Below are 24,311 nucleotides of genomic sequence, written 5' to 3' on the forward strand. Positions count from 1 at the left end.
TACGTGCACGGGACCACCGCGCTGCGTTGATATCACCGCCGTGAAGGTCCGCGAGAGCGCTTTTGCGCGCCCGTGACAAGAAAACCGCAGCTCCTTGACCCCCGCTTCACGCGCGCGGAAAGGTTCGACGCGTTGTCGATTCCCTGCTCGACGCTCGACGAGGAGCACCCATGCGATTGTCCGCGCGCCGCTGGGCACCAGCGGTGATGGCCGGATTGCTGGCCGCAGGGCTCGTAGCGCCCACCGCCGCGCACGCGGAGTCCTTCTACGACCCGCCCACCGCCCTCCCCGGACGCAACGGCGACGTCATCCGCAGTGAGCCCGCCGACTTCTTCCTCGACCCGGTCAAGCTGCTGCGCGCACCCGCCACCGCGCGCCGGATCCTCTACCGCAGCACCGACACGCACGGCACCGCCATCGCCGTGTCGGGCACGGTCCTCACCCCGCACGCGCCGTGGCTCGGCGTCGGCCCCCGGCCGATCGTCGCCTACGCGCCGGGCACGCAGGGCGTGGGTGACGAGTGCGCGCCCTCCCGGCAGATGGCGATGGGCAGCGAGTACGAAGGGCCGTTCCTGTCCGGCCTGCTCCTGCGCGGCTACGGCGTGGTCGTCACCGACTACGAGGGTCTGGGCACGCCCGGCGTGCACACCTACGTCAACCGCGCCGCCGAGGCGCACGCAGTGCTGGACTCGATCCGCGCGGCGCAGCGGTTGCCCGAGGCGGGTCTGCCCGACGCCGGTCCGGTAGCGATCTCCGGCTACTCGCAGGGCGGCGGCGCGAGTGCGGCGGCCGTCGAGCTGTACAAGTCCTATGCGCCGGAACTGGACCTCAAGGGCGCGTACGCGGGCGCACCACCCGCCGACCTCGGCGTGGTGGCCAAGAACCTCGACGGGCACTACGCCGCCGGGTTCCTCGGGTACGCCCTGCTCAGCCTGGACGCCGCCTACCCCGAGCTGGACATCCCCGCGCTGCTCAACGACCAGGGCAAGCAGCTCATGGCCCAGGTCGAGCACCAGTGCACGGTCGAGGCGGTCGCCGCGCACGCGTTCCGCCAGTCCAAGGACCTCACCAAGGACGGCCGCCCACTGGAGGCCTACCTCACCCAGGAGCCCTACGCGTCCCGTGTCGAGCAGCAGCGGATCGGTGTGCGCAAGCCCGGCGCTCCGGTGCTGGTGGTGCACAGCGTGCTGGACGACATCGTCCCGTACGGCCAGGCCGCCGAGATGGTGCGGCGGTGGTGCGCCCAGGGGGCGAACGTGAAGTTCAGCTCCTCGTTGGCGCCGACGCACGTGGGTGGCGCGATCGCGGCCTACCTGGAGGCGTTCGCGTGGCTGGAGGCCCGGTTCGCGGGAGTGCCGGCCACGGGCAACTGCTGAACCCGGCCACGGGCAACTGCTGAAGAACGCGGAAGGGGCGCGGCGGGCGGAGACGCCGCGCCTCGAGCGGGAACGCCGCACAGCGTTCCGCCGGGGATGGGCGGAGGACCCCGGTCAGGCCGGGCGCTTGACCGGGGTGGCCGCCCGTGCGAGCAGGCGGCGGGCGCGCAGGGCGATCTCCAGGGTCAGCCGCTCGTCCGGGTCGGCGAGCCGGTCGCCGAGGAGTTCTTCGAGCTGGTGCATCCTGTAGCGGACGGTCTGCGGGTGCACGTCGAGCCGGTTCGCGATCTCGCCGATGCCGCCGCGGGTCTCCAGCCACGCCAGCAGCGTCGTCTCCAACCGCTCCCGCTGCTTCACGGTCAGCGCCTCGAAGGCCACCAGCGCCCGGGAGGTCAGCTGGCCGACCAGGAACTCGTCGGACAGCAGCGCCAGCGTCGCCAGGTGGTCGTCGCACCACGTGACGGGCGCGGCGGGCAGCAGGCCCCGGCGCACGAACCCCAGCGCGCGGCGGGCGCACGCGAGCGACTGCCGGGCCTCGGCCAGCGGGACGGTCGGCCCGACGGCCGCGCGCCGCCCGCGCAGGTCCAGGTGCGGCCGGCCCTTGGGGTTGGCCACCACCAGGCACGGCGTGGAGCTCTCCAGGTCCACCAGGACGTCCCGGCCGAGTTGGACCGACGGCAGCTGGTGCTGGTCCTCGCGGTACTCCAGCGCGACCACCGCGACCCGCTCGGGCAGCGTCCAGTCGGTCGTCCCCGCGAGGTCCGCGATGGACCGCGCGGACGCGGGCTGCTCGGCCAGCACCAGCTTGAGCAACTGCCGACGGCGGCGCTCCAGTGCCCCGTTGGCGTTGCTCTGCGCCTCGGTGTAGCCCTCGACCGCCGCGCGGCACAGCTCGTCCACCCACGCGAAGATCGCGTCGGCCACCACGAACAGGGTGTCGTTGGAGACCCCCATCTCCTTGCCGTGCTGGCTCAGGTGCCGCCACACCACGCGCGCGCCGACCCGCACGGCGGTCTGCAACGAGTCCATCGTGCGGCCTTCGAGGAATTCCATCCGACCGCTGTAGCGCAGCACGGCCTGCCAGTCGGCCTGCGGCGCGTCGGGGTCGCAGATGTTCTCGAAGCACTTCACGATGGCCATCTCGACCGCGCCGACGAGGACTTCGCGGAACTTGCCCTCCAACGGCTGCGCGTACGCGGGCACCGCGCGCCGGATCTCGCGGACCGCGTCGCGGACCAGCACGCCGGCCAGGGGCCGCATCTTCTCCGCGAGTTCCACCGGGATCGTCCCCCAAAGTTGTCTCGCGGCGCTGTACTCCGCGGTGGTCCGGGGAGCTTGCGCGGGTCGTGGGATCGTTCGCTGCCGCACCAACCCGCCGTTCAGTGAGATCGTCATTGGCCGCCTCCGCAGGGCGAAGCACCGCCCTGGGGCTTCGCCCGGTTGACGATAAATTCACACCCAAGGTGTGTCAAACAGTCTTTCTGTAACCTTGACGGTTCACTCATTCGGGTGATGAGACGTTCTTGTCCGGATCTCACAACTTCGGTTTTCGGAACCCGTGCGCGGGTGACAAGTCATTCTCGCCGCCTGGACTGCGCGCGCGCCGGTAATGCAGGGTGCATTGTCCGATCCCCTTTTCGGGAGGTACCGGTTTGCGAAAGATCTTCTCATTGTCGCTGGCGACTGCCGTGCTGGCCAGTGCCGTGGCGGGCCTCGTGCCCGCCACGGCCGCGCCCGCCGACGACGCCTTCTTCACCCCGCCGAGCCCGCTGCCCGCGGGCGCGCCCGGCGACGTCGTCCGCTCCCGGACCACGGAAGCGGGCGCCATCACCGGATCGGTGCGGGCCTGGCAGGTGATGTACCACTCGACCGACGCGCTGGGACGACCGAACGTGGTCACCGGGATGATCCTGATCCCCCGTTCGGTGGACCCGGCGACTGCGCCGATCGTCTCCTTCGCCTCCGGCACGTACGGGCCGGCGTTCCGCTGCACGCCCTCGGAGATGGAACGCATCGGCGCGTCCTACGAGCAGCCCGCCATCAACGACATGCTCAACGCGGGCTACGCGGTCGTGATGACCGACTACGAGGGCTACCACCCCGACCCGAAGACCACCTACATCACGGGCCGGTCCGAGGGGCACGCCGTCATCGACGTCGTCCGGGCCGCGCAGAAACTGCCCGGGACCGGGCTGTCCAGGACCGCCAAGGTGGTCTTCCGGGGCTACTCGCAGGGCGGCGGCGCCTCCCTGTGGGCCGCCCAGCTCCAGCCCGAGTACGCGCCGGAGCTCAACCTGGTCGGCGCGGTCGGCGGCGGGGTGCCGGCCGACCTGGTGCAGGTGTCGCTGCAACTGGACGGCAAGCTCGGCTTCGGGTTCCTGGCCTACTCGCTGATCGGCCTGGACAACGCCTACGCCGAGCTGGACCTGGAGAACTACCTCAACGAGGCGGGCAAGGCCGAGTTCGCCCGCATGCAGCGCGAGGCGTGCACCCTCGAACTGCTGCTGGACTACCGCGGCAAGCGGCTGTCCGAGTACACCACCTCCAGCCCCGTGCTCACGCCCCCGTGGCTGGCCCGGGTGCAGGAGAACAAGCTGGGCGGCACGGCGATCCGCGTGCCGGTGCACGAGTACCACGGCACCCGTGACGACATCGTGGACTTCGCGCAGCACAAGGCACTGCGCGACACCTACTGCAAGGCCGGCGTGGCGGTGGACTGGAAGACCTACGACACCGATCACATCACGGGCGTCTACCTGGGCAACGCGGCAGCGGCGGCGTTCATCGCCGACCGTTTCGCGGGCCGCCCCGCCACCTCCAACTGCTGACCGCCTTGGACACACGAGGAGACCGCCGCGGTCGGACGCGGCGGTCTCCAGCGCTGTGGGGGATCAGGACGTCTTGGCGGTGAGGTTCATGTCGATCGTGTTGCCGGTGCCGGCGGTGAAGGCGCTGATGAAGTCGTTGAACGAGCCGCAGCCCTTGAGCGCCGAGATCGCGTACTCGCCGGTCAGCTTGCCGCCCTTGAGCGGGTCGAAGCCGGGCGTGGAGGCCAGGTTGATGTCAGACGGGGTGACCGTCTGGCAGGTGGCCTCGGCGCTGATCGGGATCCCGTAGACGGTGATCTGCGGCAGCTTGATGGTGACCTTGGAATTCGACTTGATGGCGCCCGACACCAGGGTGCCGGTGGTCTTGCCCTCGCTGACGAACTCGACCTTCGACTCCACCGGCACGAACCCGAACAGGGTGAACTTGCCCGAGGTCGGGTTGAGCGCCAGGTCGGCGGTGAACTTGCCGGTGGCGATCTCCAGGTCGGCGTTCAGGCTGCCGGCCAGGGCCACCGAGCCGCCCAGGTTCTTCAGCGCCGACGAGCCGGCCAGCGTGTAGGAGTACTTGATCCCGCCGGGAGGCGCGGTCGTCGTGGTCGTGGTCGGCTTGGTGGTGGTGGTGGTCGTCGTCGTGGTGGTCGTCGTGGTGGTGGTCGGGCCGCCACCGCCGCCCACGTCGAACCGCACCAGCTCGGCGTTCTGGCCCGGGTCCAGCACGCAGTTCGAGGTGAACGTGCCCAAGCCGGTCTCGGTCCCGTCGGCCTTGCGCGGGGTCAGGGTGGTGGAGTAGTTCCCCACGGTCACCGTGGTCGTGCCCGCCTTCGGGATCACCGCGGTGGGCACCGGGCCGCTCGCGACCACGTCGAACGAGCCCTCGGCCGGGACGTTGGTCTTCGGCACGGTCAGGCCGGGGATCTTGATGTCGAGCTTGCTGCCGGCGTTGTCCAGCGTCACGCCCGCCTCGGCGGAGCCCTCCACCGTCGCCGCGCCGACCAGGGACAGGCCCTGCGTGGCGGTCGGCGGCACGGTCACCGTGGCGGAGAAGTCCGTGGTCTTCAGCTCGCCGCCGACCGTGGTGGGCGTGTCGATCGTGGCCCGGATGCGCGTGGACAGCACCTGGTTGCCGATCAGCGGGAACGGACACGTGAACGTGAGCGTCTTGTCCACCTGGACCGGTGCGGCGGAGCCCGTGCCGACGCTCGTCAGCAGGCCGGCCACGACGAGCCCGGTGGTCACGCCCGCGCCCAGTATTGTCTTCAACTTCACGGGTGTTCCTTCCTCGAAATCTGCCGGAAATATGCCGACCTGGCGGAAGTTAACGAGCGGCGCAGATCACGTGCAAGAGTTCTTCGAAAATACCGCGAAATCCGCTAAACAAGCGGATCGGGATTGTGCCAGTGGGTGGCGCGGTACTCACATCGTGACAAGAATCCGGCGCGTAACACTCGTGATGCGGTGAATTTTCCAGCCGACCTTGACCCCTTCGCGCGAGCGCCCATAACTTCGGCGCGGTCGGCGTGGAGAACACCTGTGAGGCGGCATGGAAATCCGGGGCAGGGCCGTGCTCGTCACGGGTGCGGGACGCGGGATCGGCGCGGCGATGGCGGTGCGCTTCGCGGCCGAGGGGCCGCGCGGGCTCGTGGTCGCCGACCTCGACGGCGCCGCCGCCGGGCGGGTGGCCGCGCGGGTGCGGTCGCTGGGCGTGGACGCGGTGGACGTGTGCGCGGACGTCGGCGACAAGGACCAGTCCCGGGCGCTGGTGGCTCTCGCCGAGCGGGAGTTCGGGCCGCTGGACGTGGTGTGCTCCAACGCCGGCGTGGCGACGGGGGCGGGCGTGCACGCGGGCGACCAGGACTGGGCGCGGTCGTGGGCGGTGAACGTGATGGCCCACGTGTACCTGGCGCAGGCGGTGCTGCCCGGCATGGCGCGCCGGCACTCCGGGCACCTGCTGATCACCGCGTCCGCCGTGGGGCTGCTCGGGCTGCCCGGCGACGCGCCGTACTCGGTGACCAAGCACGCGGCGGTCGGGCTCGCGGAGTGGCTGGCGTTCACCTACGGGCACCTGGGCGTGCGGGTGTCCGCGCTGTGCCCGCTCGGGGTGCGCACCGACCTGCTGATGCCCGGCGTGGCGGCGGGCCACCCGGCGGCGCGGGCGGTGCTGGACTACGCGCCCCTGCTGACCGCCGAGGAGGTGGCGGAGGCCGCGCTGGAGGGGCTGGCGGACGAGCGGTTCCTGATCCTGCCGCACCCCGAGGTCGGCGAGTTGCACGCCCGCAAGGCAGCCGACCCGGACGCGTGGGTCGCTTCCCGGGGACCGGTCGAGGAGGAGGCGTGATGGGCACGCGGGACGAACTGGTCATCGGCGTCACCACCGGTCCGGACGCCGGGCTGTGCGCGGCGGTCAGCGGCGCGGGCGGGTTGGGCGTGCTCGACCTCGGCGCGGGCGACCACCGCACGCGCGACGCCCTCGCGCAGGTGCCGACCGGGGTGTCGTTCGGCGTGCGGGTGCCCGCCGGGTGCGCGCTGACCGTGGACGAGGTGCTCGACCTGCTCGGCGAGCGCGCGGCGCGGCTGGACGTCGTGCTGCTGGGCCTGGGCACGCCGTGGCAGGTCGCCGACATCCCCAACCGGCACTTCGTGTTGGCCGAGGTGACGTCGCTGCGGGAGGCGCTGGATACCGGCGCGGACGGCGTGGTGGCGTGCGGCGACGACGGGCCGTTGAGCACGTTCGTCCTGCTCCAGCAGCTCCTCGGGGCCGCCGAACTGGGCGTGCCGGTGTGGGCGCGGGGCGGCATCGGGCCGCGCACCGCCGCCGCGGCCGTCGTCGGCGGCGCGGCCGGGGTGGTGCTGGACGCGGAGTTGACCGGGCTGCCGGAGTCCTCGGCGTCCGTCTCGGGTTTCCTCGCGCCACGGTTCGCGGCTCGCTACGGCAGCGTGCCCCGGCTCGTGCGGGCCGTGCGGTCGGCGGTGGAGGAAGCGGTGCGCGCGGACCTGCGGCCGGTGCTGGGGCGCGGGTCCCTGCTCGCGACCGCGTTGGGCGTGGGGTTGCCGGTCGCGCAGGGGCCGATGACGCGGGTCAGCGACCAGCCGGCGTTCGCGGAGGCGGTGGCGCGGGAGGGCGGGCTGCCGTTCCTGGCGCTGGCCCTGGCCTCCGGGGAGACGACCCGGGACATGATGACCCGCACCCGGGACGTGCTGGGGGACCGGCCGTGGGGCGTCGGGGTGCTCGGGTTCGCCGACGACGCCGTGCGGGCCGCGCAACTGGAGGTGATCCGCGAGCTGCGCCCGCCCGCCGCGATCATCTCCGGCGGGCTGCCGGACCAGGCAGCGTCGTTGGAGGCGCTGGGCGTCGCCGCGTTCCTGCACGTGCCCTCGCCGGACCTGCTGAGCGGGTTCCTGGCGGCGGGCGCGCGGCGGTTCGTGTTCGAGGGGTCGGAGTGCGGCGGGCACGTCGGGCCTCAGGGCAGCTTCCCGTTGTGGGAGGCGCAGATCGCGGTCCTGGAGGAGTTCCTGGACTCCGGGTCCGACGGGGTGCAGGTGCTGTTCGCGGGCGGCGTGCACGACGAGCGGTCGGCGGCGATGGTGGCCGCGATGGCCGAACCGCTGGCGCGGCGCGGGGTCGGGGTGGGCGTGCTGATGGGCACCTCCTACCTGTTCACGGCCGAGGCCGTGGCGTGCGGCGCGGTGCTGCCGGAGTTCCAGCGGCAGGTCGTGTCGGCGTCGGCCACCGAGCTGCTGGAGACCGCGCCCGGCCACGTCACGCGGTGCGTGCCCAGCCCGTACACCGCGGAGTTCCGGGCGGTCGCGGCGCGCCTGTCCGGGGACCGGGAGGCGTGGGCGGAGCTGGAACGGCTCAACGCCGGGCGGCTGCGGGTGGCCAGCAAGGGGTTGCGGCGCAACGGGTCCGCGCTGGAGGCGGTGTCCGTCGACGAGCAGGTGGCGTCGGGGCTGTACATGGCCGGGCAGGTCGCGGTGCTGCGGTCCTCGGTGACCACGGTGGCCGCGCTGCACGCGTCCGTGACGGTCGACGCGGAGCGGTTCCGGGCGGCACGGGCCGAGCGGGTGCGGCACGAGCTGGGGCTGACCGACCGGCCGCAGCGGCGCGGCGGGCCGGTGGACGTGGCGGTCGTGGGCATGGCGTGCGTGTTCCCGGGCGCGCCGGACCTGGAGACTTTCTGGGCCAACGTGGTCGGCGGCGTCGACTCGGTGGGCGAGGTGCCGTCGCGGCGCTGGGACCCGGCGACCTATTTCGGCGAGGGCGCGGACCGGACGCCGTCCAAGTGGGGCGGGTTCCTGCCGGAGGTGCCGTTCGACCCACTGAAGTACGGGATCCCGCCGGCGTCCCTGGCGGCGATCGAACCGGCGCAGCTGCTGGCGTTGGAGGTCGCGCAACGGGCGCTGACCGACGCCGGGTACGGGTCCGGCGGGTTCGACCGGTCGCGGGCCGGCGTGGTGTTCGGGGCGGAGGCGGGCAGCGACCTGTCCAACGCGACGACGTTGCGGATGGTCCTGCCGTCCTATGTGGACGGTGTGCCGGACGGGCTGGCCGCGCAGCTGCCCGCGTTGACCGAGGACTCCTTCCCTGGGCGGCTGGCCAACGTGATCGCCGGGCGCATCGCGAACCGCCTCGACCTGGGCGGGGCGAACTTCACCGTGGACGCGGCGTGCGCGTCGTCGCTGGCGGCGGTGGACGTGGCGTGCAAGGAGCTGGTCAGCGGGTCGAGCGACCTGGTGTTGGCCGGCGGCGCGGACCTGCACAACGCCATCGACGACTACCTGCTGTTCGCGTCGGTCGGAGCGCTGTCGCCGACCGGGCGGTGCCGGACGTTCGACTCGTCCGCGGACGGCATCGCGCTGGGCGAGGGCGTGGCGTGCGTGGTGCTCAAGCGACTGGCCGACGCCGAGCGGGACGGCGACCGGGTGTACGCCGTGATCCGCGGTGTCGGCAGCGCGTCCGACGGGCGTGCGCTCGGCTTGACCGCGCCGCGCGCCGACGGGCAGCGGCGGGCGTTGGAGCGGGCTTACACGTCGGCCGGGATCTCGCCTGCTGCGGTGGGGTTGGTCGAGGCGCACGGGACCGGGACGGTCGTGGGGGACCGGACCGAGTTGGCGACGTTGACCGAGGTGTTCGCCGAGGCCGGGGCGGCGCCCGGGTCGTGCGCGCTGGGGTCGGTGAAGTCGCAGATCGGGCACACCAAGTGCGCGGCCGGGCTGGCGGGGTTGATCAAGTCGGCGCTGGCGGTGTTCGCCGGGGTGCGGCCACCGACGCTGTTCGTGGAGTCGCCCAACGCGGCCTGGCTACCGGACCGGTCACCGTTCGTGTTCCACCGAGTGGCGTCGCCGTGGCTTTCGCCTGCGGGGTCGCGGGTGGCGGGGGTGAGCGCGTTCGGGTTCGGGGGGACGAACTTCCACGTGGTGTTGGGCGGTCATCCCTCGGCGGCGGCTGTGCGGCACGGGATGACGCGGTGGCCTGCCGAGTTGTTCCTGTTCGGGTCGGATCGGGATGTCGCTCGGGTGCTGGCGTTGGCGGAGACGGGGTCATGGTCCTTGCGCGACTTGGCTTTCACCGCGTTGTCGTCGGGTGTCGCTGGGTTGTCGGCTGGTCCGGTGGCTGTCGCTGTGGTCACCTCTTCGGTGACTGAGTTGGTCGAGTTGCTCCGGGCGGCGCTAGAGGGCCGTGAGGTCGAGGGCGTGTACCGGGGTGGGGTAGGCGGGAAGGTGGCCGTGTTGTTCCCCGGACAGGGGAGTCAGCGGCCGGGGATGTTGTCGGAGCTGTTCGTCGCTTTCCCGGAGCTGCAACGCTTCGCGCGGATGGCACCGTCTTCGGTGTTCCCGCCGGCTCTGTTCTCGCCTGGGGACGTGCGCGATGCCGCCGCCCGCGTGCGGGACACCCGGGTCGCGCAGCCTGCTCTGGGTGCGGTCGGGTTGGCCGCGCACGAGCTGCTGCGGAGGCTCGGGGTCGAGGCGGACATGTTCGGCGGACACAGCTATGGCGAGCTGGTGGCCCTGGCGGCGGCGGGCGCGTTCGACGCGGCGACGTTGCTGGAGGTGAGCGCGGCACGGGCGTCGGCCGTGGTGGCGGCGGCGGGGGAGGACCCCGGCGGGATGGCCGCCGTGAGCGGGTCGGTGGCGGCGGTCGAGGAGGTGCTGTCGTCGGCCGGGGTGGATGTCGTCGTGGCCAACCACAACGCGCCTCGGCAGGTGGTCGTGTCGGGGCGGGACGTCGACGGGGCTTTGGCGGCGTTGCGGGCGGCGGGGATCGCTGGGAAGCGCATTCCGGTGGCTTGTGCGTTCCACAGTCCTGTGGTGGCTTCGGCTGGGGGTGCTTTCGCTTCGGTGTTGGCTGGTTGTCGGATCGGCGTGCCGGACCGTCCTGTGTGGACTAATCGCGGGGCGGTGCCGTATGGGGCGGATGTGCGGGGGGAGTTGGCGGCTCAGATCGGTGCTCCGGTGCGGTTCGTGGAGCAGGTGCGCGCGATGTACGAGGCTGGGGCTCGGGTGTTCGTGGAGGCTGGGCCGGGGACGGTGTTGAGCGGTCTGGTGCGGGAGGTCTTGGCCGATCGGCCGCACACCGTGGTGGCGTTGGAGGAGCGGCCGGGTCTGGTCGGGTTGTTGCACGCGGTGGCGAGGTTGGCCGTGGCCGGGGTGCCGGTGCGGGCGGAGTGGTTGTTCGGGGGGCGGGGTGCGCGGGACGTGTCCGGGATGGCGGCGCCTCGGACGCCGGGTTGGCTGGTGGACGGGCAGACCGTGCGCACGGCGGATGGTGCGGTGGTGCCCGGTGGCCTGGCCCCGGCCCGCCGCGTGCCTTTGACGGCGGTGCCAGCGGTTCCGGACCGGGAAGCGTTGGTCGAGGACTTCCTCCGCACCAGCCGCGAGTTCGTAGCCGTGCAACGAGACGTGATGCTCTCCTACCTAGGCACACCACCCGCCACAGACACCCACCCGATTGTTTCCGCGCCAACCGCCTCCGAGCCTCTGACCAGGCAGCCAGACCCCACACCCACCAGCGCCAACAGCCCCACCCCCACTCCTGCCGGCTCTGGCAACCCCACTTCCGACGGCACTCCTCTTCCCCCTGCTCCCGGTGGCGGCGACATCCTGACGACGGTCGTCGAGGTGATCGCCCACCGCACCGGCTACCCGACCGACCTCATCGACCCCGACCTGGACCTCGAAGCCGACCTCAGCATCGACTCCATCAAGCGCACCGAGATCGCGACCGAGCTGACCGGCCACCTGGACGCCCGCGACCGCCTGACCTCCGTGGTGAAGTCCCGCACCGCCGCCGCGATGGCCGAAGCCCTCGCCCCACCCCACCAGCCGACCGGTCAACTACCCACGGACCTCAAGTTGACCGGTCATCTACCAACTGCGGTGGCCGCGGCCGAGAAGTTGACCGGTCGTCTACCAACCACCGTGCCCGCCGCAGAGAAGTTGACCGGTCATCTACCAGCCGCCGTGGCCGCCGCCGACAAGTTGACCGGTCGTCTACCAGCGCGGGGGGCGATCGTGGCGGCCCCGGGGCGGTATGAGTTCGTGTCGGTTCCCGTGCCTGCCGAGGCGGCGATGACCGCGCTGGTCGGTGTGCACGTCGTCGTCGCGGGTGGTCCGGCCGAGTTGGCCGAGGAGGTCGCCGGGCAGTTGTCGGCGCGGGGTGCGGTGGCGGTCGTGGTGAGCGGGCGGGGGAGGGTGGACGGGCTCGACCAGGCGGGCCGGCTTGGCCAGGCGGGCGGGCTTGGCCAGGTGGGCGGGCTTGGCCAGGTGGGCGGGCTTGGCCAGGTGGGCGGGCTTGATCGGGTGGGCGGGCTTGATCGGGTGGATGGGCTGATCTCCCTGCACGCCTACGAGGACGAGCCTGTCCTGCCCACCACCTTCGACCTGTTCCGGTCGGTGCTGGGACGTGCGGGGCGCATCCTGGCCATCACCCCGGGCCGGACGCACGACGGCCTGCGCGGCTTCTTCCGCTCCCTCCACCGCGAGCACCCGGACACAACCTGCCGCCTGGTCGAACTCCCCCCGACCGCCGACCTCGACACCATCGCCCGAACCGCCGCCGACGAAGCCGCGATCCCACGCGACGAACCGGTGATCATCGCCGACGACACCCGGCACACCCTCCACCTGACCCGCCGAGACCGAGACGACAGCGCATGGCGGGACGCGCGGGTGCCGGTGGTCGAGCGTGATGCCGTGGTCCTGGTCATCGGGGGTGCGCGGGGCATCACGGCGGAGGTGGCCAAGGCGCTTGGCTGCCGGCTCGTCCTGGCCGGCCGCACCGCCCCCGCCACCGGAGACGAAGCCCAAGGCGACCCGTCCCAGAGCAGCCCGTCCCAGAGCAGCCCGTCCCAGAGCAGCCCGCCCCAGGGCGGCCCGCCCCAGGGCGGCCCGCCCCAGGGTGACCTGCACGCACTGCGCGCCCACTTCGCCGGCCAGAACCTCCCACCCCAGCAAGTCGACCGCGAAGCCCGGCGCGTCCTGGCCGCCCGGGAAGTCGCCGCCACCCTCGCCCACCTCGGCCCCCGCGCCACCTACCACCAACTCGACGTCCGCGACACCGCCGCCCTCCGCCGCCTGGTCAAGGAAGTCCACGCCGAACACGGCCGCCTCGACGGCGTCATCTACGCGGCCGGCGTGATCGAGGACCGGCTGGCCGTCGACAAAGACCCCGACTCCTTCGCCCGGGTCCACGCCACCAAGGTCGAAGGCGCGAAAGCGCTCCTCGAAGAGCTCCGCGACCTCCCCACCCCACCCCGCTTCACGGTCTTCTTCGGCAGCATCTCCGCCGCCACCGGCAACCAGGGCCAAACCGACTACGCCGCCGCCAACGACGCCCTCGAAGCCCTGAGCCAAGCCCTGAACCAAGCCCTCAGCCCCAACCGCGCACTGACCGTCCACTGGGGACCGTGGGCACCGGGAACAGGCATGGTGACCGAAGAACTCGCCCGCGCGTACGCCGAACGCGGCATCGCGGTGATCGACCCGGCCGCCGGGGTGGCCGCGCTACTCGACGAGTTGCGTGACGGCACCACGGGTGCGGTCGTTCTCACCGCCTCGGAGTGGTCATGACCGGGGTCGTCCTGCGCGAGTACGGTGCCACCGGGCGGCTCGGTGTCGTCAACCCCACGCCCGAAAGGCTCCAGCGTGCCGAGAAGGTGGCTCGCAAGGGGCGGCCGTGGCGGGGGCGGGATGACATCTGGTTCAGTCCCGAACCGTTGCGCGGCAAGGTCGTCTTCCTGTTCCCCGGGCTGGAAGCCGACTTCGCGCCCCGCGTCGAGGACCTGGTCGACCACCCGCTGTCCCTCGGCACGGACACCGTCGGCCGGCACGCGGCGGCCGTCCTGACCGCCAACACGATCGTCGACGAAGCGCTGCGCCGCACCGGCATCCGGCCCGACGCCGTCGCCGGGCACAGTGTCGGCGAGTGGAGTGCGATGGTCTCCGGCGGCCTGTTCGACCCCGCCGAGCTGCAAGACCTGCTGTGGCGCACCGACCTCGACGCCCTGCGCGTCCCCGGCCTCGAATTCGCGGTCCTGGGCTGTCCGCTCGACAAGGTCGAACTGCCGTGGCCGAACGTCGTGGTCTCGCACGAGAACTCGGCCAACCAGACGGTGGTGTGCGGGCCGGCCGACGAGATCGCCGAGTTGGCCGAGCACTACCGCCGCAAGGCCGTGATCTGCCAGGTCCTGCCCTTCCGCTCCGGCTTCCACACCCCGATGCTGGAGCCGTACCTGGAGCAGTTCCCCATCCCGAAGCTGCCGCTGCACCCCGCGCACACCCCGGTCTGGTCGGCCACCACCGCCCGCCCGTTCCCGCCGGACGAACCCGCGATCCGCGAGCTGTGCCGCCGCCACCTGCTCGAACCGGTCCGCTTCGCGACCCTGCTGCGCACCCTGCACGACGAGGGGTTCCGCACGTTCGTCCAGGCCGGTCCCGGCACCCTGACCTCCCTGGTCTCCGACACCCTGCGCGACCGCGACCACCTGGCCGTCGCCGGCAACTCGCCGCACCGCTCGGGGATCGAGCAGCTGCGGAGGGTCGCGACCGCCCTGTGGGTCGAGGGCGGCGACCCGGACTTCAGCGCGCTCGACCCGGCGCCAGAACCGCGAGGCGCACTGGCGGAGTTCCGGGCCGTGCTGGCCGAGGCCGAAGCGGCGGTCGCGGCGGTCCTGGCCGCGCGGCAGAAGGTCGAGGTGTCCACCGCCGCGATGCCGCACCTGCTCGACCACTGCTTCGCCCACCAGCGCCCCGGCTGGCCGGACGAATCGGACCTGCGGCCCGTCATGCCCGCCACGACCATGATCGCGCACCTGGTCGAGGCGGCGGGACGGGCCGCACCCGGCCGGGTCGTCACCGACTTGCGGGACGTCCGCTTCCACCGCTGGCTGGTCGCCGCACCCGGCCACCGCGTTCCACTGTCCGCGAAAGACGGTCGAGCGAAGCTCGGCGACTACGCCGACGCCGCCGTCACCACGGCCCACCGCCACCCGCCGGCACCACGCCCCTGGAACCTCCCGCACGACGAACACGACCCGGTCCTGCCCGCGCACCGGCTCTACGACGAGCGCTGGCTGTTCCACGGCCCGAGCTACCGCGGCCTGACCCGCACGGTGGCCATCGGCGAACGCTCGATCCGGGGCCGCATCACGGTCCCCGGCGCGCCCGGAGCCCTGCTGGACAACGTCGGCCAGCTCCTCGGCCACTGGCTGGTGGAACGGCACCCGGAGCGCTGGATCGCGTTCCCCAAGGGCATCGACCACCTCCGCTGGCACGCGCCGGAGCCGCCCGTCGGGTCCACAGTGGACTGCACGATCCGGGTCACCGCGGTGACCGAGGACACCGTCCGCGCCGACGCCCAGGTGATCCGCGACGGCGAGGTCGTCATCGCCATCACCGGCTGGACCGACCACCGCTTCGACGGCGGCGCGGACGGCGGCGCGGTGCACCGGTTCCCCGAGACCAGCACCCTGTCCCGCCCCACCGCCGACGGCTGGTGGCTCGCCGTGGACAGGTGGAGCCTGGCCTCCCGCGAGTTCTACCTCCACAAGTACTGCGGCGCGGCCGAACGGGCGGAGTACGACCGGTGCCCGCCGACCCGGCGCCGCGACTGGCTGGCCACCCGCATCGCGGTCAAGGACGCCGTGCGGGGCGCGCTGTGGCGGGACGGCGCACCGCCGCTGTTCCCCGCCGAGGTCCGCGTCCGCCAGGACGGCGACCGGTTCACCGCCCACGGCCTGCACGGGCTCGTGCTGCCACCGCTGGAGGTCACCGTCCTGCGCTCGGCCGCCGCCGCGGTCGCGTGGAGCGCGTGCGCCCGGGTCGTCGGCGAGCCGGAGATCGAGGTCGTTCAACAGCAGGGGAAGGACATCGCATGACCACGACCACCGTCCTGGACGAGCTGCGCTCGATGCTGGTCCGGGTGCTCGACCAGTACGGGCTCGACGACGTGGAGATCACCCGCGAGACGAGCTTCCACGACGACCTCGGCCTGGAGAGCATCGACCTGGTGACGCTGGGCTCGCTGCTGGTCGAGCACTACGGCGAGCACGTCAACCTGGCCGCCCACCTGGCGGAGCTGGACATCGACCGGGTCATCGCGCTGACCGTGGGCGACCTGGCCGACTTCGTGATCGCGCGGGTGGCCTAGGTGGCCCTCCTCGACGTCAACGGGCTGCGCACGCACTACCAGCGGATGCCCGCGAAGAACCCGGTCGGCGCGCCGCCGCTGGCGGTGTGCGTGCACGGCCTCGGGTACGACAGCCTGGCCAGCTTCTACCTGACGTTGGCCGCGCCGCTGGCCGAGGCGGGCATCGACGTGCTCACCTACGACCTGCGCGCCCACGGCCGCACCGAGCGCCCCGCCACCGGGTACACGCTCAAGGACTTCGTGTCCGACCTGGCCGCGCTGCTCGACGGCCTGGGCGTGGACCAACCGGTGCACCTGGTGGGCAACAGCTTCGGCGGCACCATCGCGTTCAGCTTCGCCGCCGCCCACCCGCACCGGGTGCGCAGCATCGTGTCCATCGAGGCGGAGCCCGCGACCGAGCCGTGGGCGGACAAGATGGGCCGCACGCTGACCAACGTGGTGGACGAGATGGGCAAGGAGGAGAACCTCCGGTGGCTGGCCGAGACCTTCGGCAACCACCACGCCAAGCTGGCCCGCGCCGCGCACGGCATCATCCGGTCCACCTCGATCGTCGAGGAGGTGCCGGCCGGGCCGTTGCTGACAGCGCTCGACCTCCAAGGAATCCGGTGCCCTGTTCTGTCCATTGTGGGCAGTGAAGGGTTCCAGCAGGACGACCTGACCGCCGTGCAGGACGCGCTGCCGAACTGCCGCACGGTCGTGATCGAGGGCCAGAACCACTCGGTGCTGGTGGAACGGCACCGCACGGTCCGCGAGCTGGTGCTGGACTGGGTCGCCGAGCACGACGGGGAGCGTAGGGCGGCGTGAGCGGGTTCCTGTTCGTCGTGCCGCCGTTCGTCGGGCACGTCAACCCGGTGATCGGCGTGGCGGACGAGTTGCGCCGCCGCGGCCACCCGGTGGCGTGGACCGGTGACGAGCGGCTGCTGGCGCGGCTGCTGCCGGCCGACGCGGCGATCCACCCGTGCGACCCGGCGCCGCTGCCGCCCCGACCCGAGTCGCTGCGCGGGTTCGCCGCGATGCGGTTCCTCTGGGAGCAGGTGCTGGTGCCGCTGGCGGTCACGATGGCGCCGGGGGTCGCGCGGGCGGTGGGGACGGCGCACCCGGACGTGCTGGTGGTGGACCAGCAAGCGTTTGCAGGCGCGTTCGTGGCCGAGCGGGAGGGGTTGCCGTGGGCGACGGCGGCGACGACGTCCGCCGAGTTCACCGACCCGCTGGCCGGGTTGCCCGCGGTGCGAGGGTGGCTTTCCGAGCAGGTGGCGCGGGTGCGCACGGCGATCGGCGTGCCCGGCGTGACCGACCCGCGGTTCTCGCCGCACCTGGTCATCGGGTTCACCAGCGGGTTGTTGGCCGGGGACGTGGGGGAGCCGGTGCACCTCGTCGGCCCGGTGCGCGGCGGACGGTCGGGGCTGGTGCACTTCCCGTGGGACTGGCTGGACCCGTTGTGCCCCTTGGTGTTCGTCAGCCTCGGCACGGTCAGCACGGGGTCGCGGTTCCTGCGCGGGTGCGTCGAGGCCATGCGCGCGCGGCCGTGGTTGCAGGCCGTCGTGGTGGACCGCGGTGGCGAGTTGCGCGGGGACGTGCCGCCGAACGTGTTGGTGCGCGAGGAAGTTCCGCAGTTGGCGTTGCTGGAGCGGGCCAGTCTCGTGGTGTGCCACGCCGGGCACAACACGGTGTGCGAGTCGCTGGCGCAGGGCGTGCCGCTGGTGGTCGCGCCGATCCGGGACGACCAGCCGATCGTCGCCGACCAGGTGGTGGCGGCCGGCGCGGGCATCCGGCTGCGGTTCAACCGCGCCACGGCCGCGCACATCGGGGAGGCCGTGGACACCGTGCTGCGCGAGCCTTCCTACTGGGCCGGCGCCGAGCGGGTGCGGGAGTCGTTCCAGCGTGCCGGCGGCGCTCGTGAGGCGGCCGACCACCTGGAGTCACTGCTGTCCGCGTGAGCGCCGGACGTTCCGGGCCGCCATCAGGCCACCGAGAGTCGCCAGGAGTGCGTCCGTGCCCAGGGCGGCGGCCGTGGGACCGGCGGCCGGGTGGCCCAACGCCAGCGCACGGGCCGCGTCCACCGCATACGTCACCGGGTTGACCTCGGAGAACGCCCGCAGCCACCCGGGCATGGCCTCCACGGGCACGTACGCGCTGGAGCCGAACATCAGCGGGAACATCACCACGAACGACACCGCCTGGAGCGTCTCCGGCCTGCCCCGCCAGGTCGCCAGCGCCAGGAACAGCCAGGACGCCGCCCACCCCAGCGCCACCGTCACCGCCAGGGCGGCCACCAGACCTCCGACGCCGTGCGGGCGGAACCCGAGCAGCGGCACGGCCGCGAGCGTCGCCACCAGCAGTTGCGCGGTCAGCCGGACGGCGTCGGCGACCGTGCGGGCTACCAAGGGGGACAACGGGTGCACGGGCAGGGCACGCAGGCGTGCCGCGAAACCGGAGTAGATCTCGGTCAGCACGCCGACGCCCGTGCCGACCGCGGTGGTGAGCGCGATGTTGACCAAGGTCGCGGGCAGCAGGTAGTTCACGTACCCGTCGTAGGCGCGGAGCGCGGGCAGCGCGCCGACCGCGTCGAAGACCTGGCTGAACAGCAGGAGCATCACGACCGGTTGCAGCAGGCCGAAGAAGACCAGCCTCGGGTCGGCGAACGCGGCGCGCAGCGAGCGGCCGGTGAGGACCCGCACCTGCGTGGGAATTCCGTTGCCGCGCCAGCACATCCGGTGTCTGCCCACTGGTCGACTGTACTGAGTGGACGGCGGTCGTTTCTCCGGTCTTTTGGTTGATTGACGGCCGCCTTTTCGTTGGCTGCGCACAAGAAACCCGTTGGTACGCTTGCGTTGTGCGCAACACGATCCTGATCACCGGTGCCAGCGCCGGACTCGGTGCGGAGATGGCCCGCCAGTTCTCGGCGATGGGCCGGACGCTCGCGCTGTGCGCCCGGCGGGTCGAGGAGCTGGAACGGCTGCGGTCGGACCTGCCCGGGACGGCGTCCGTCCGGCCGCTGGACGTGACCGACCACGACGCCGTGTTCCGGGTGTTCGGTGAGTTCGCCGCGGAGTTCGGCACGCTGGACCGGGTGGTGGTCAACGCGGGCATCGGCCACGGGCGGCCGATCGGGACCGGCGGCTTCGCGGCCAACCGGCGCACGGCGGAGACCAACTTCGTGGCGGCGCTGGCGCAGGCCGAGGCGGCGATGGAGATCTTCTACCGGCAGGGCCACGGTCACCTGGTCTTCATCTCGTCGGTGAGCGCGTTGCGCGGGCTGCCCCGGTCCGCCACGACCTATTCGGCCACGAAGGCCGGGGTGTCGGCGCTGGCCGAAGGGATCCGCGCGGACACGCTCGGCACGGCGATCCGGGTCAGCGCCATCCTGCCGGGGTACATCCGGACGGAGATGAACGCGCGGCTGCGGGCGCCGTTCATGGTGGACGCGGTGGTCGGTGTGCGGGCGATGGTGCGGGCGATCGAACGGGAGGTGCCGTACGCCCTGGTGCCCGCGTGGCCGTGGCGGGTGCTGGCCCCGGTGATCCGGCACGCGCCGCTGGGCGTGCTGCGGCGGGTGCTCTGACCTGCGGAAAGCAACAAAACGGCGGTTCGTGACCTTGTAGTGGCGACCTGTTGGGCGTCACCTGCTGGGGAGTGTGCATGAGCCGCAGATCAAGGCGGTTGTGGGCGGTCGCGCTGGCCGTCGGCGGAGTCGTGGGAGCGGTCGTCTCCGCACCGGGAGCGACGGGTGCGCCGGAGGGCGGGCTGTCGCCGCTGGGTGCCGGGTTAGCGCGCGGGGCCGACGGGGAGGTCACGTTGGTGACCGGCGACCGGGTCGTCGTGCGCGACGGGCGGGTGTCCGTGGTGCCGGGGGCCGGTCGGCAGGGGGTCGGGTTCGCGGTGAGCACCGACCACGACGGCAGCACCCACGTGGTCCCGGACGACGTCGTCGCCGACCTCGCCGCCGACCGGCTCGACCCCCGGCTGTTCGACGTGGGCGCGCTGATCCGCGACGGCTACGACGACGCCCGGACCGACAAGACGCCGCTGATCGTCACCGGTGACACCGCGCGGATCGCCGGCGGTCAGGCGCTGGCCAGCGTGCGGGGCGTGGCGGTCGAAGCCGACAAGAAGCTGCCGTTCTGGTCGTCCGCGAGCACGGGCAAGGTGTGGCTGGACGCGCCGGTGCGGGCGAGCCTCGACCGCAGCGTGCCGCAGATCGGGGCGCCCGAGGCGTGGCGGGCCGGGCACACCGGGGCGGGCACGAAGGTCGCCGTGCTGGACACCGGCATCGACGTCACCCACCCCGACCTCGCCGACGCCGTCGTGGACTCGGCGGTCTTCGTCGCGAGCGACAACACCGACGACCACGTCGGGCACGGCACGCACGTCGCCGCGACCATCACCGGGGCCGGCCGCTACCAGGGCGTCGCCCCGGACGCGAAGCTGCTCAACGGCAAGGTGCTCGACGACACCGGCTGGGGCAAGGAGTCCGAGGCCATCGCGGGCATGGAGTGGGCCGTCGCGGCGGGCGCGGACGTGGTGAACATGAGCCTCGGGTCCTCCCGGCCCAGCGACGGCACCGACCCGCTCTCCCAGGCGGTCAACCGCCTCACCGCCGAGACCGGCACGCTGTTCGTCGTGTCGGCGGGCAACTCCGGTCCGGGGGCGGGCACCATCGGCAGCCCCGGGGCGGCGGACGCGGCGCTGACCGTGGGCGCGGTGGACCGGGACGACGCGCTCGCCGAGTTCTCCTCGCGCGGCCCGCGCCTCGGCGGCGGCGCGCTCAAGCCCGACCTCACCGCGCCCGGCGTGGACATCGTCGCGGCCAAGGCGCGCAACGGCACCATCGGCACCCCGGCGGGCGACGGTCACGTCGCCCTGTCCGGCACGTCGATGGCCGCACCGCACGTGGCGGGCGCGGCGGCGGTCCTGGCCGGGCAGCACCCCGACTGGACGGCCGACCGGCTCAAGGCGGCCCTGACCGGCAGCGCCGAGCCCGCGCCCGGCGTGAGCGCGCACCACCAGGGCAGCGGCCGGCTCGACGTCGCCCGTGCCTCCCGCCAGTCCACCACGGCGTCCCCGAGCAGCCTCGACATCGGCACCGCCCGCTGGCCGCACCACGACGACGCGCCCCTCACCCGGACCGTCACCTACACCAACGACGGCGCCACCCCGGCGACCCTGCGCGTCAGCGCGGACGTCCGCGGACCGGGCGGCACGCCGGCCCCCGCGGGCGTGGTCACCGCGTCACCGGCCGAGGTGACGGTCCCGGCGGGTGGCCGGGCCGAGGTCACCATCACGACCACCACCTCCCTGGACGCGCCGGACGGCGATTACAGCGGCACCGTGCTCGCCGCCGGCGACGGTGTCGAACTGCGCACGCCGCTGGTATTCACCAAGGAGGTGGAGAGCTACGACGTCAAGCTCACCGCGATCGACCACAGTGGACAGCCGGCGGCGTACTTCTACAACCGCTTCGCGGACCTGGAGCAGCCGATCAGGTACAGCGGCTACGACGCCGTCGAGACCGTCCGCCGCGTGCCCAAGGGCCGGTACTTCTTCTCCGCGAGCCTGCCCACCCAGATCGACGGCCAGTGGTGGAACACCACCTTCGGCGAGCCCGCGTTCGTCGTGGACCGGGACCTGCACCTGCCCCTCGACGCCCGCCAGGGCAAGCGCAACTCCGCCGCCGTCGAGCGGCCGAACGCCCGGGTCGGCTACACCGAGATGCTCCTCCAGGTCCGCGCGGCCTGGGGCGGGACGAACATCGGCGACTTCAGCGAGGACTTCGACCGCAGGCTGTGGGTGCCGTCGACCACGTCGTCGCCCGGGTCGGCCCGGTACGCCGTCATGGCGCGGATGGCCGAGCCGGACGGCGCGGGCGGGTTCGTCGGCAGCCCCTACCAGTACAACCTGTTCTGGACCCACGACGGCGGCGTGCCGCAGGACCTGCACCGCGCGTTCGCCGACCGCGACCTGGCCCGCGTGGACACCGTGAACGCGGCGCAGGCCCCCGGCAAGATGGGCTACCGGGACTACCTGGCGGGCGGCCCGATGCCGTTGCGGGTGACCGAGTACTACTCGCCCGACGCCACGTGGTCGACGTCGTTCTCGCAGATGCGGATGGAGGAGGGCTACCGCGAGACGACCCTCCTCACCGCACGGGGACGGACGTTCGAGGCCGGCACGACACGGACCGAGCGGTGGAACGCGGCTGTCTTCGGCCCAGCCCTGCCTGCTACCGACCTTCCCGACCGGTGGGCCGGTCGCAAGGGTGACGTGATGAACTTCGACATCCCCATGTACACCGACCAGGGCGATGCGCGGTACGGCTACTCCACGACGACCAAGGCGTACACGGAGCTGTTCAAGGACGGCGTGCGGATCGGCGGCATCGCCTCCGATGGAGCCGGCACGGCCAACGTGCCCGCCGAGCCGGGGAAGTACGAGCTCACCGTGCAGGCCAGCAGGTCGGAGGTGGCCGAGCTGTCCACCGACATCAGCGCGAAGTGGACGTTCGGCTCGGCCCACGTCCCCGGCGACCCGACCCCGCTGCCCTTGTTCGTGGTCCGCTTCGCCCCTCTGCTCGACGACCACAACCGAGCCCGCGCCGGCGCTCCGTTGGCGATCCCGGTGTACGCCCAGCGCAACGGCGGCGCCTCGACGGACGGCGTGCAGACCACCGAGGTCCAGGTCTCCTACGACGACGGCAAGACCTGGCGCCCCGCGCCACTGACCCGCATCGGCAAGCGGTGGTTGGCACTCGTCCACCACCCCGCTGGGGCGAAGTTCGTGTCGCTCAAGGCCAAAGCACACGACGGTGACGGCAACGCTTTCGAGCAAACCATCATCCGCGCCTACGGCCTGAAGTAGCTCCACGGGCGCTGCGCGCGCTCTTGCACGCGCAGCGCCCGTTTCAGTCGACTTGTGCGATCTCGGGCCGGTCTTCCTTGTCCTCGCCCCGCCGGCGGAGAAACGCGAAGCCCGGAATCCCCAAGATCGCCTGGCGAACATCGTTCGTGACTTCCAAAAGCTGGTGGATGTCCGGCCCAACCCGGTCCAGAGTGGACAGTATCGGCAGAACGTCCTCCAACAGGTGCTTGGTCAGAACCGGCAACTGGTCGACCAACTCGATCGCCGCGTCCACCTCGTGCGGCGACAACTCGTCGACGAACCTGGCGGCCAACGGGTGGGCACGCTGGGCCAGCGGCGCGTAGTTCTCCACCAGCTCACGGGACGTCCGAGCGGTGAGGCCCGCGTCCGCCGTGATGTGCTCGGCAGCCTTGGTCACTGCTTCGGCCCGAGCCATGAGGGCCTCCGTCCCACCAACCGCCGCACCGGCCCGGTCCACGAGGGCTTCGGTGTCGTCCAGCACGCGCTCGGTACGTGTGACCAGGTCATCGGCCCGCCGCACCACCTGCTCCGCCGCCTCCAACAGGCCAAGCACACGGCCCGGCACGGAGACGGCCGTCTCCACGGTCGAACGGGCCAGGTCGAACAGTCCGCGTGGCGTGAGGTCCATGCCTCCACTGTGCCGCACCGATCGCACAAAGGCCGAGCGAAACGCCCGCCCGCCCCCACTCTCGTCGTCCACCGCCCCTATGCCAGCGCCATATCCACAGCCGCTTCGACATGGCTGCGAGTCGAGTCCACCAACGGCACCGTGCAGTCCGATTGGTCGACCAGCAACGTGATCTCCGTACACCCCAGCACCACCGCCTCCGCCCCACGCGCCACCAGCCGGGCCATCACCTCGCGGTAGCGCTCCCGGGACGCGGGCTCGATGCGGTTGCGGGTCAGTTCCTGGTAGATCACGTCGTGCACAAGGGTCCGGTCGGGTTCATCGGGCACGATCACGTCAATGCCGTGCTCGGCCATCCGGTCCCGGTAAAAGTCCTGCTCCATCGTGAACCGAGTGCCCAACAGCCCGATCTTGCGACTGGTGAGCCGCTCGGCAGTCGCATCCACAATATGCAGAAACGGCACCCGCACCGCCCCCGCCACGGCAGATGCAACCTTATGCATGGTGTTGGTACACAACACCACCAGCTCGGCCCCCGCCCCCTCCAACGTCCGAGCAGCCTCAGCAAGCAACACCCCAGCCCGCTCCCACTGCCCGGTCCGCTGCAACTGCTCGATCTCAGCGAAGTCGACGGTCAGCAGAAGACTAGGCGCACAGTGATGCCCACCAAGCCGCCGCCGAGTCTCCTCATTGAGCAGCCGGTAATACTCCGCCGACGACTCCCAACTCATACCGCCGATCATCCCGATGGTCCGCATACACCCCACTCTGACCGCCCCCCGCCCTCCGAGCAACCAGATTCCCCCCGCCCTCCCCGCCAGCCGCAAGCCCGCTGCACCCCCTCATCACCGCCCGCACCGCTTTTCGCCCGAAGGGCGGTAACGCCGAAGGCGCAAGCCAAGCGGCAGCGACCACGGGAAGGGCCTCGGTTTCTTTCCCCGTCCGGCCTGGGCGAAGCC

The 24,311-nt window shown here is 72.2% G+C and carries 15 protein-coding genes; 10 read left to right on the forward strand and 5 right to left on the reverse strand.

Going from position 1 to position 24,311, the window contains the following annotated elements:
- Positions 1–170: 170 nt before the first annotated feature.
- Complete coding sequence (locus WBN91_RS20270) at positions 171–1,376, forward strand: lipase family protein (protein WP_337725799.1); 1,206 nt, start codon at positions 171–173, stop codon at positions 1,374–1,376.
- A gap of 114 nt (positions 1,377–1,490) precedes the next feature.
- Here WBN91_RS20270 and WBN91_RS20275 read toward each other — a convergent pair whose 3' ends face one another.
- Positions 1,491–2,654: a PucR family transcriptional regulator gene (locus tag WBN91_RS20275; protein WP_337725800.1), complete on the reverse strand. Its 1,164-nt coding sequence runs from the start codon at positions 2,652–2,654 to the stop codon at positions 1,491–1,493.
- Between the two features lie 350 nt (positions 2,655–3,004).
- On the opposite strand from WBN91_RS20275, the gene WBN91_RS20280 reads away from it, so the two are divergent.
- Positions 3,005–4,204 carry a lipase family protein gene (locus WBN91_RS20280; RefSeq protein WP_443217760.1) on the forward strand — a complete coding sequence of 400 codons (1,200 nt, stop codon included), beginning with the start codon at positions 3,005–3,007 and terminating at the stop codon, positions 4,202–4,204.
- Positions 4,205–4,267: 63 nt separating this feature from the next.
- Here the strand turns inward: WBN91_RS20280 and WBN91_RS20285 are convergent, their stop codons facing one another.
- Positions 4,268–5,470: a DUF6801 domain-containing protein gene (locus tag WBN91_RS20285; protein ID WP_337725802.1), complete on the reverse strand. Its 1,203-nt coding sequence runs from the start codon at positions 5,468–5,470 to the stop codon at positions 4,268–4,270.
- A 274-nt stretch (positions 5,471–5,744) separates the two neighbouring features.
- Here WBN91_RS20285 and WBN91_RS20290 point away from each other — a divergent pair, with 274 nt between their 5' ends.
- Genes WBN91_RS20290 through WBN91_RS20315 form a run of 6 tightly spaced genes read left to right on the forward strand, consistent with a single transcriptional unit; the run spans position 5,745 to position 17,785 of the window.
- Positions 5,745–6,539, forward strand: coding sequence for an SDR family oxidoreductase (locus WBN91_RS20290; RefSeq protein WP_337725803.1), 795 nt, complete (start codon positions 5,745–5,747; stop codon positions 6,537–6,539).
- Positions 6,539–13,270 (forward strand): SDR family oxidoreductase, encoded by a 6,732-nt coding sequence (locus WBN91_RS20295; protein ID WP_337725804.1) that lies wholly within the window; start codon positions 6,539–6,541, stop codon positions 13,268–13,270. The genes WBN91_RS20290 and WBN91_RS20295 overlap by 1 nt, the downstream gene beginning before the upstream one ends.
- A complete protein-coding gene (locus tag WBN91_RS20300; protein ID WP_337725805.1) occupies positions 13,267–15,576 on the forward strand; it encodes an acyltransferase domain-containing protein in 2,310 nt (769 codons plus the stop codon). Before WBN91_RS20295 ends, WBN91_RS20300 begins: the two co-directional genes overlap by 4 nt.
- Positions 15,573–15,848: an acyl carrier protein gene (locus WBN91_RS20305; RefSeq protein ID WP_337725806.1), complete on the forward strand. Its 276-nt coding sequence runs from the start codon at positions 15,573–15,575 to the stop codon at positions 15,846–15,848. The genes WBN91_RS20300 and WBN91_RS20305 overlap by 4 nt, the downstream gene beginning before the upstream one ends.
- Positions 15,849–16,652 (forward strand): alpha/beta fold hydrolase, encoded by an 804-nt coding sequence (locus WBN91_RS20310; protein ID WP_337725807.1) that lies wholly within the window; start codon positions 15,849–15,851, stop codon positions 16,650–16,652. It begins immediately after the preceding gene.
- Entirely contained in the window at positions 16,649–17,785 is a 1,137-nt protein-coding gene (locus WBN91_RS20315) for a glycosyltransferase (RefSeq protein WP_337725808.1), read from the forward strand. Before WBN91_RS20310 ends, WBN91_RS20315 begins: the two co-directional genes overlap by 4 nt.
- On the opposite strand, the gene WBN91_RS20320 is transcribed toward WBN91_RS20315, so the two are convergent.
- On the reverse strand, positions 17,768–18,574 hold the full coding sequence (locus WBN91_RS20320) for an ABC transporter permease (protein WP_443217759.1): 807 nt from the start codon (positions 18,572–18,574) through the stop codon (positions 17,768–17,770). The genes WBN91_RS20315 and WBN91_RS20320 overlap by 18 nt on opposite strands.
- A gap of 107 nt (positions 18,575–18,681) precedes the next feature.
- Between WBN91_RS20320 and WBN91_RS20325 the strand changes: the two genes are divergently transcribed.
- Both WBN91_RS20325 and WBN91_RS20330 read left to right on the forward strand, forming a co-directional pair.
- Positions 18,682–19,410 (forward strand): SDR family oxidoreductase, encoded by a 729-nt coding sequence (locus WBN91_RS20325; RefSeq protein WP_337725809.1) that lies wholly within the window; start codon positions 18,682–18,684, stop codon positions 19,408–19,410.
- 77 nt (positions 19,411–19,487) lie between these two features.
- Positions 19,488–22,703, forward strand: coding sequence for a S8 family serine peptidase (locus tag WBN91_RS20330; protein WP_337725810.1), 3,216 nt, complete (start codon positions 19,488–19,490; stop codon positions 22,701–22,703).
- Positions 22,704–22,746: 43 nt separating this feature from the next.
- Here WBN91_RS20330 and WBN91_RS20335 read toward each other — a convergent pair whose 3' ends face one another.
- Positions 22,747–23,352, reverse strand: a complete 606-nt coding sequence (locus WBN91_RS20335) for a hypothetical protein (RefSeq protein WP_337725811.1) — start codon at positions 23,350–23,352, stop codon at positions 22,747–22,749.
- 77 nt (positions 23,353–23,429) lie between these two features.
- Positions 23,430–24,110, reverse strand: coding sequence for an aspartate/glutamate racemase family protein (locus tag WBN91_RS20340; protein WP_337725812.1), 681 nt, complete (start codon positions 24,108–24,110; stop codon positions 23,430–23,432).
- Positions 24,111–24,311 lie beyond the last annotated feature (201 nt).

The organism is Saccharothrix sp. CCNWYY140 (assembly GCF_037401995.1).
Taxonomy (GTDB): Bacteria; Actinomycetota; Actinomycetes; order Mycobacteriales; family Pseudonocardiaceae; genus Actinosynnema.

Bases quoted from the DNA above. Each gene is read 5' to 3' on its own strand.
- WBN91_RS20295 (WP_337725804.1), top strand. From the start codon at position 6,539: ATGGGCACGCGGGACGAACTGGTCATCGGCGTCACCACCGGTCCGGAC.
- WBN91_RS20270 (WP_337725799.1), top strand. From the start codon at position 171: ATGCGATTGTCCGCGCGCCGCTGGGCACCAGCGGTGATGGCCGGATTG.
- WBN91_RS20330 (WP_337725810.1), top strand. From the start codon at position 19,488: ATGAGCCGCAGATCAAGGCGGTTGTGGGCGGTCGCGCTGGCCGTCGGC.
- WBN91_RS20335 (WP_337725811.1), bottom strand. From the start codon at position 23,352: ATGGACCTCACGCCACGCGGACTGTTCGACCTGGCCCGTTCGACCGTG.
- WBN91_RS20300 (WP_337725805.1), top strand. From the start codon at position 13,267: ATGACCGGGGTCGTCCTGCGCGAGTACGGTGCCACCGGGCGGCTCGGT.
- WBN91_RS20305 (WP_337725806.1), top strand. From the start codon at position 15,573: ATGACCACGACCACCGTCCTGGACGAGCTGCGCTCGATGCTGGTCCGG.
- WBN91_RS20340 (WP_337725812.1), bottom strand. From the start codon at position 24,110: ATGCGGACCATCGGGATGATCGGCGGTATGAGTTGGGAGTCGTCGGCG.
- WBN91_RS20290 (WP_337725803.1), top strand. From the start codon at position 5,745: ATGGAAATCCGGGGCAGGGCCGTGCTCGTCACGGGTGCGGGACGCGGG.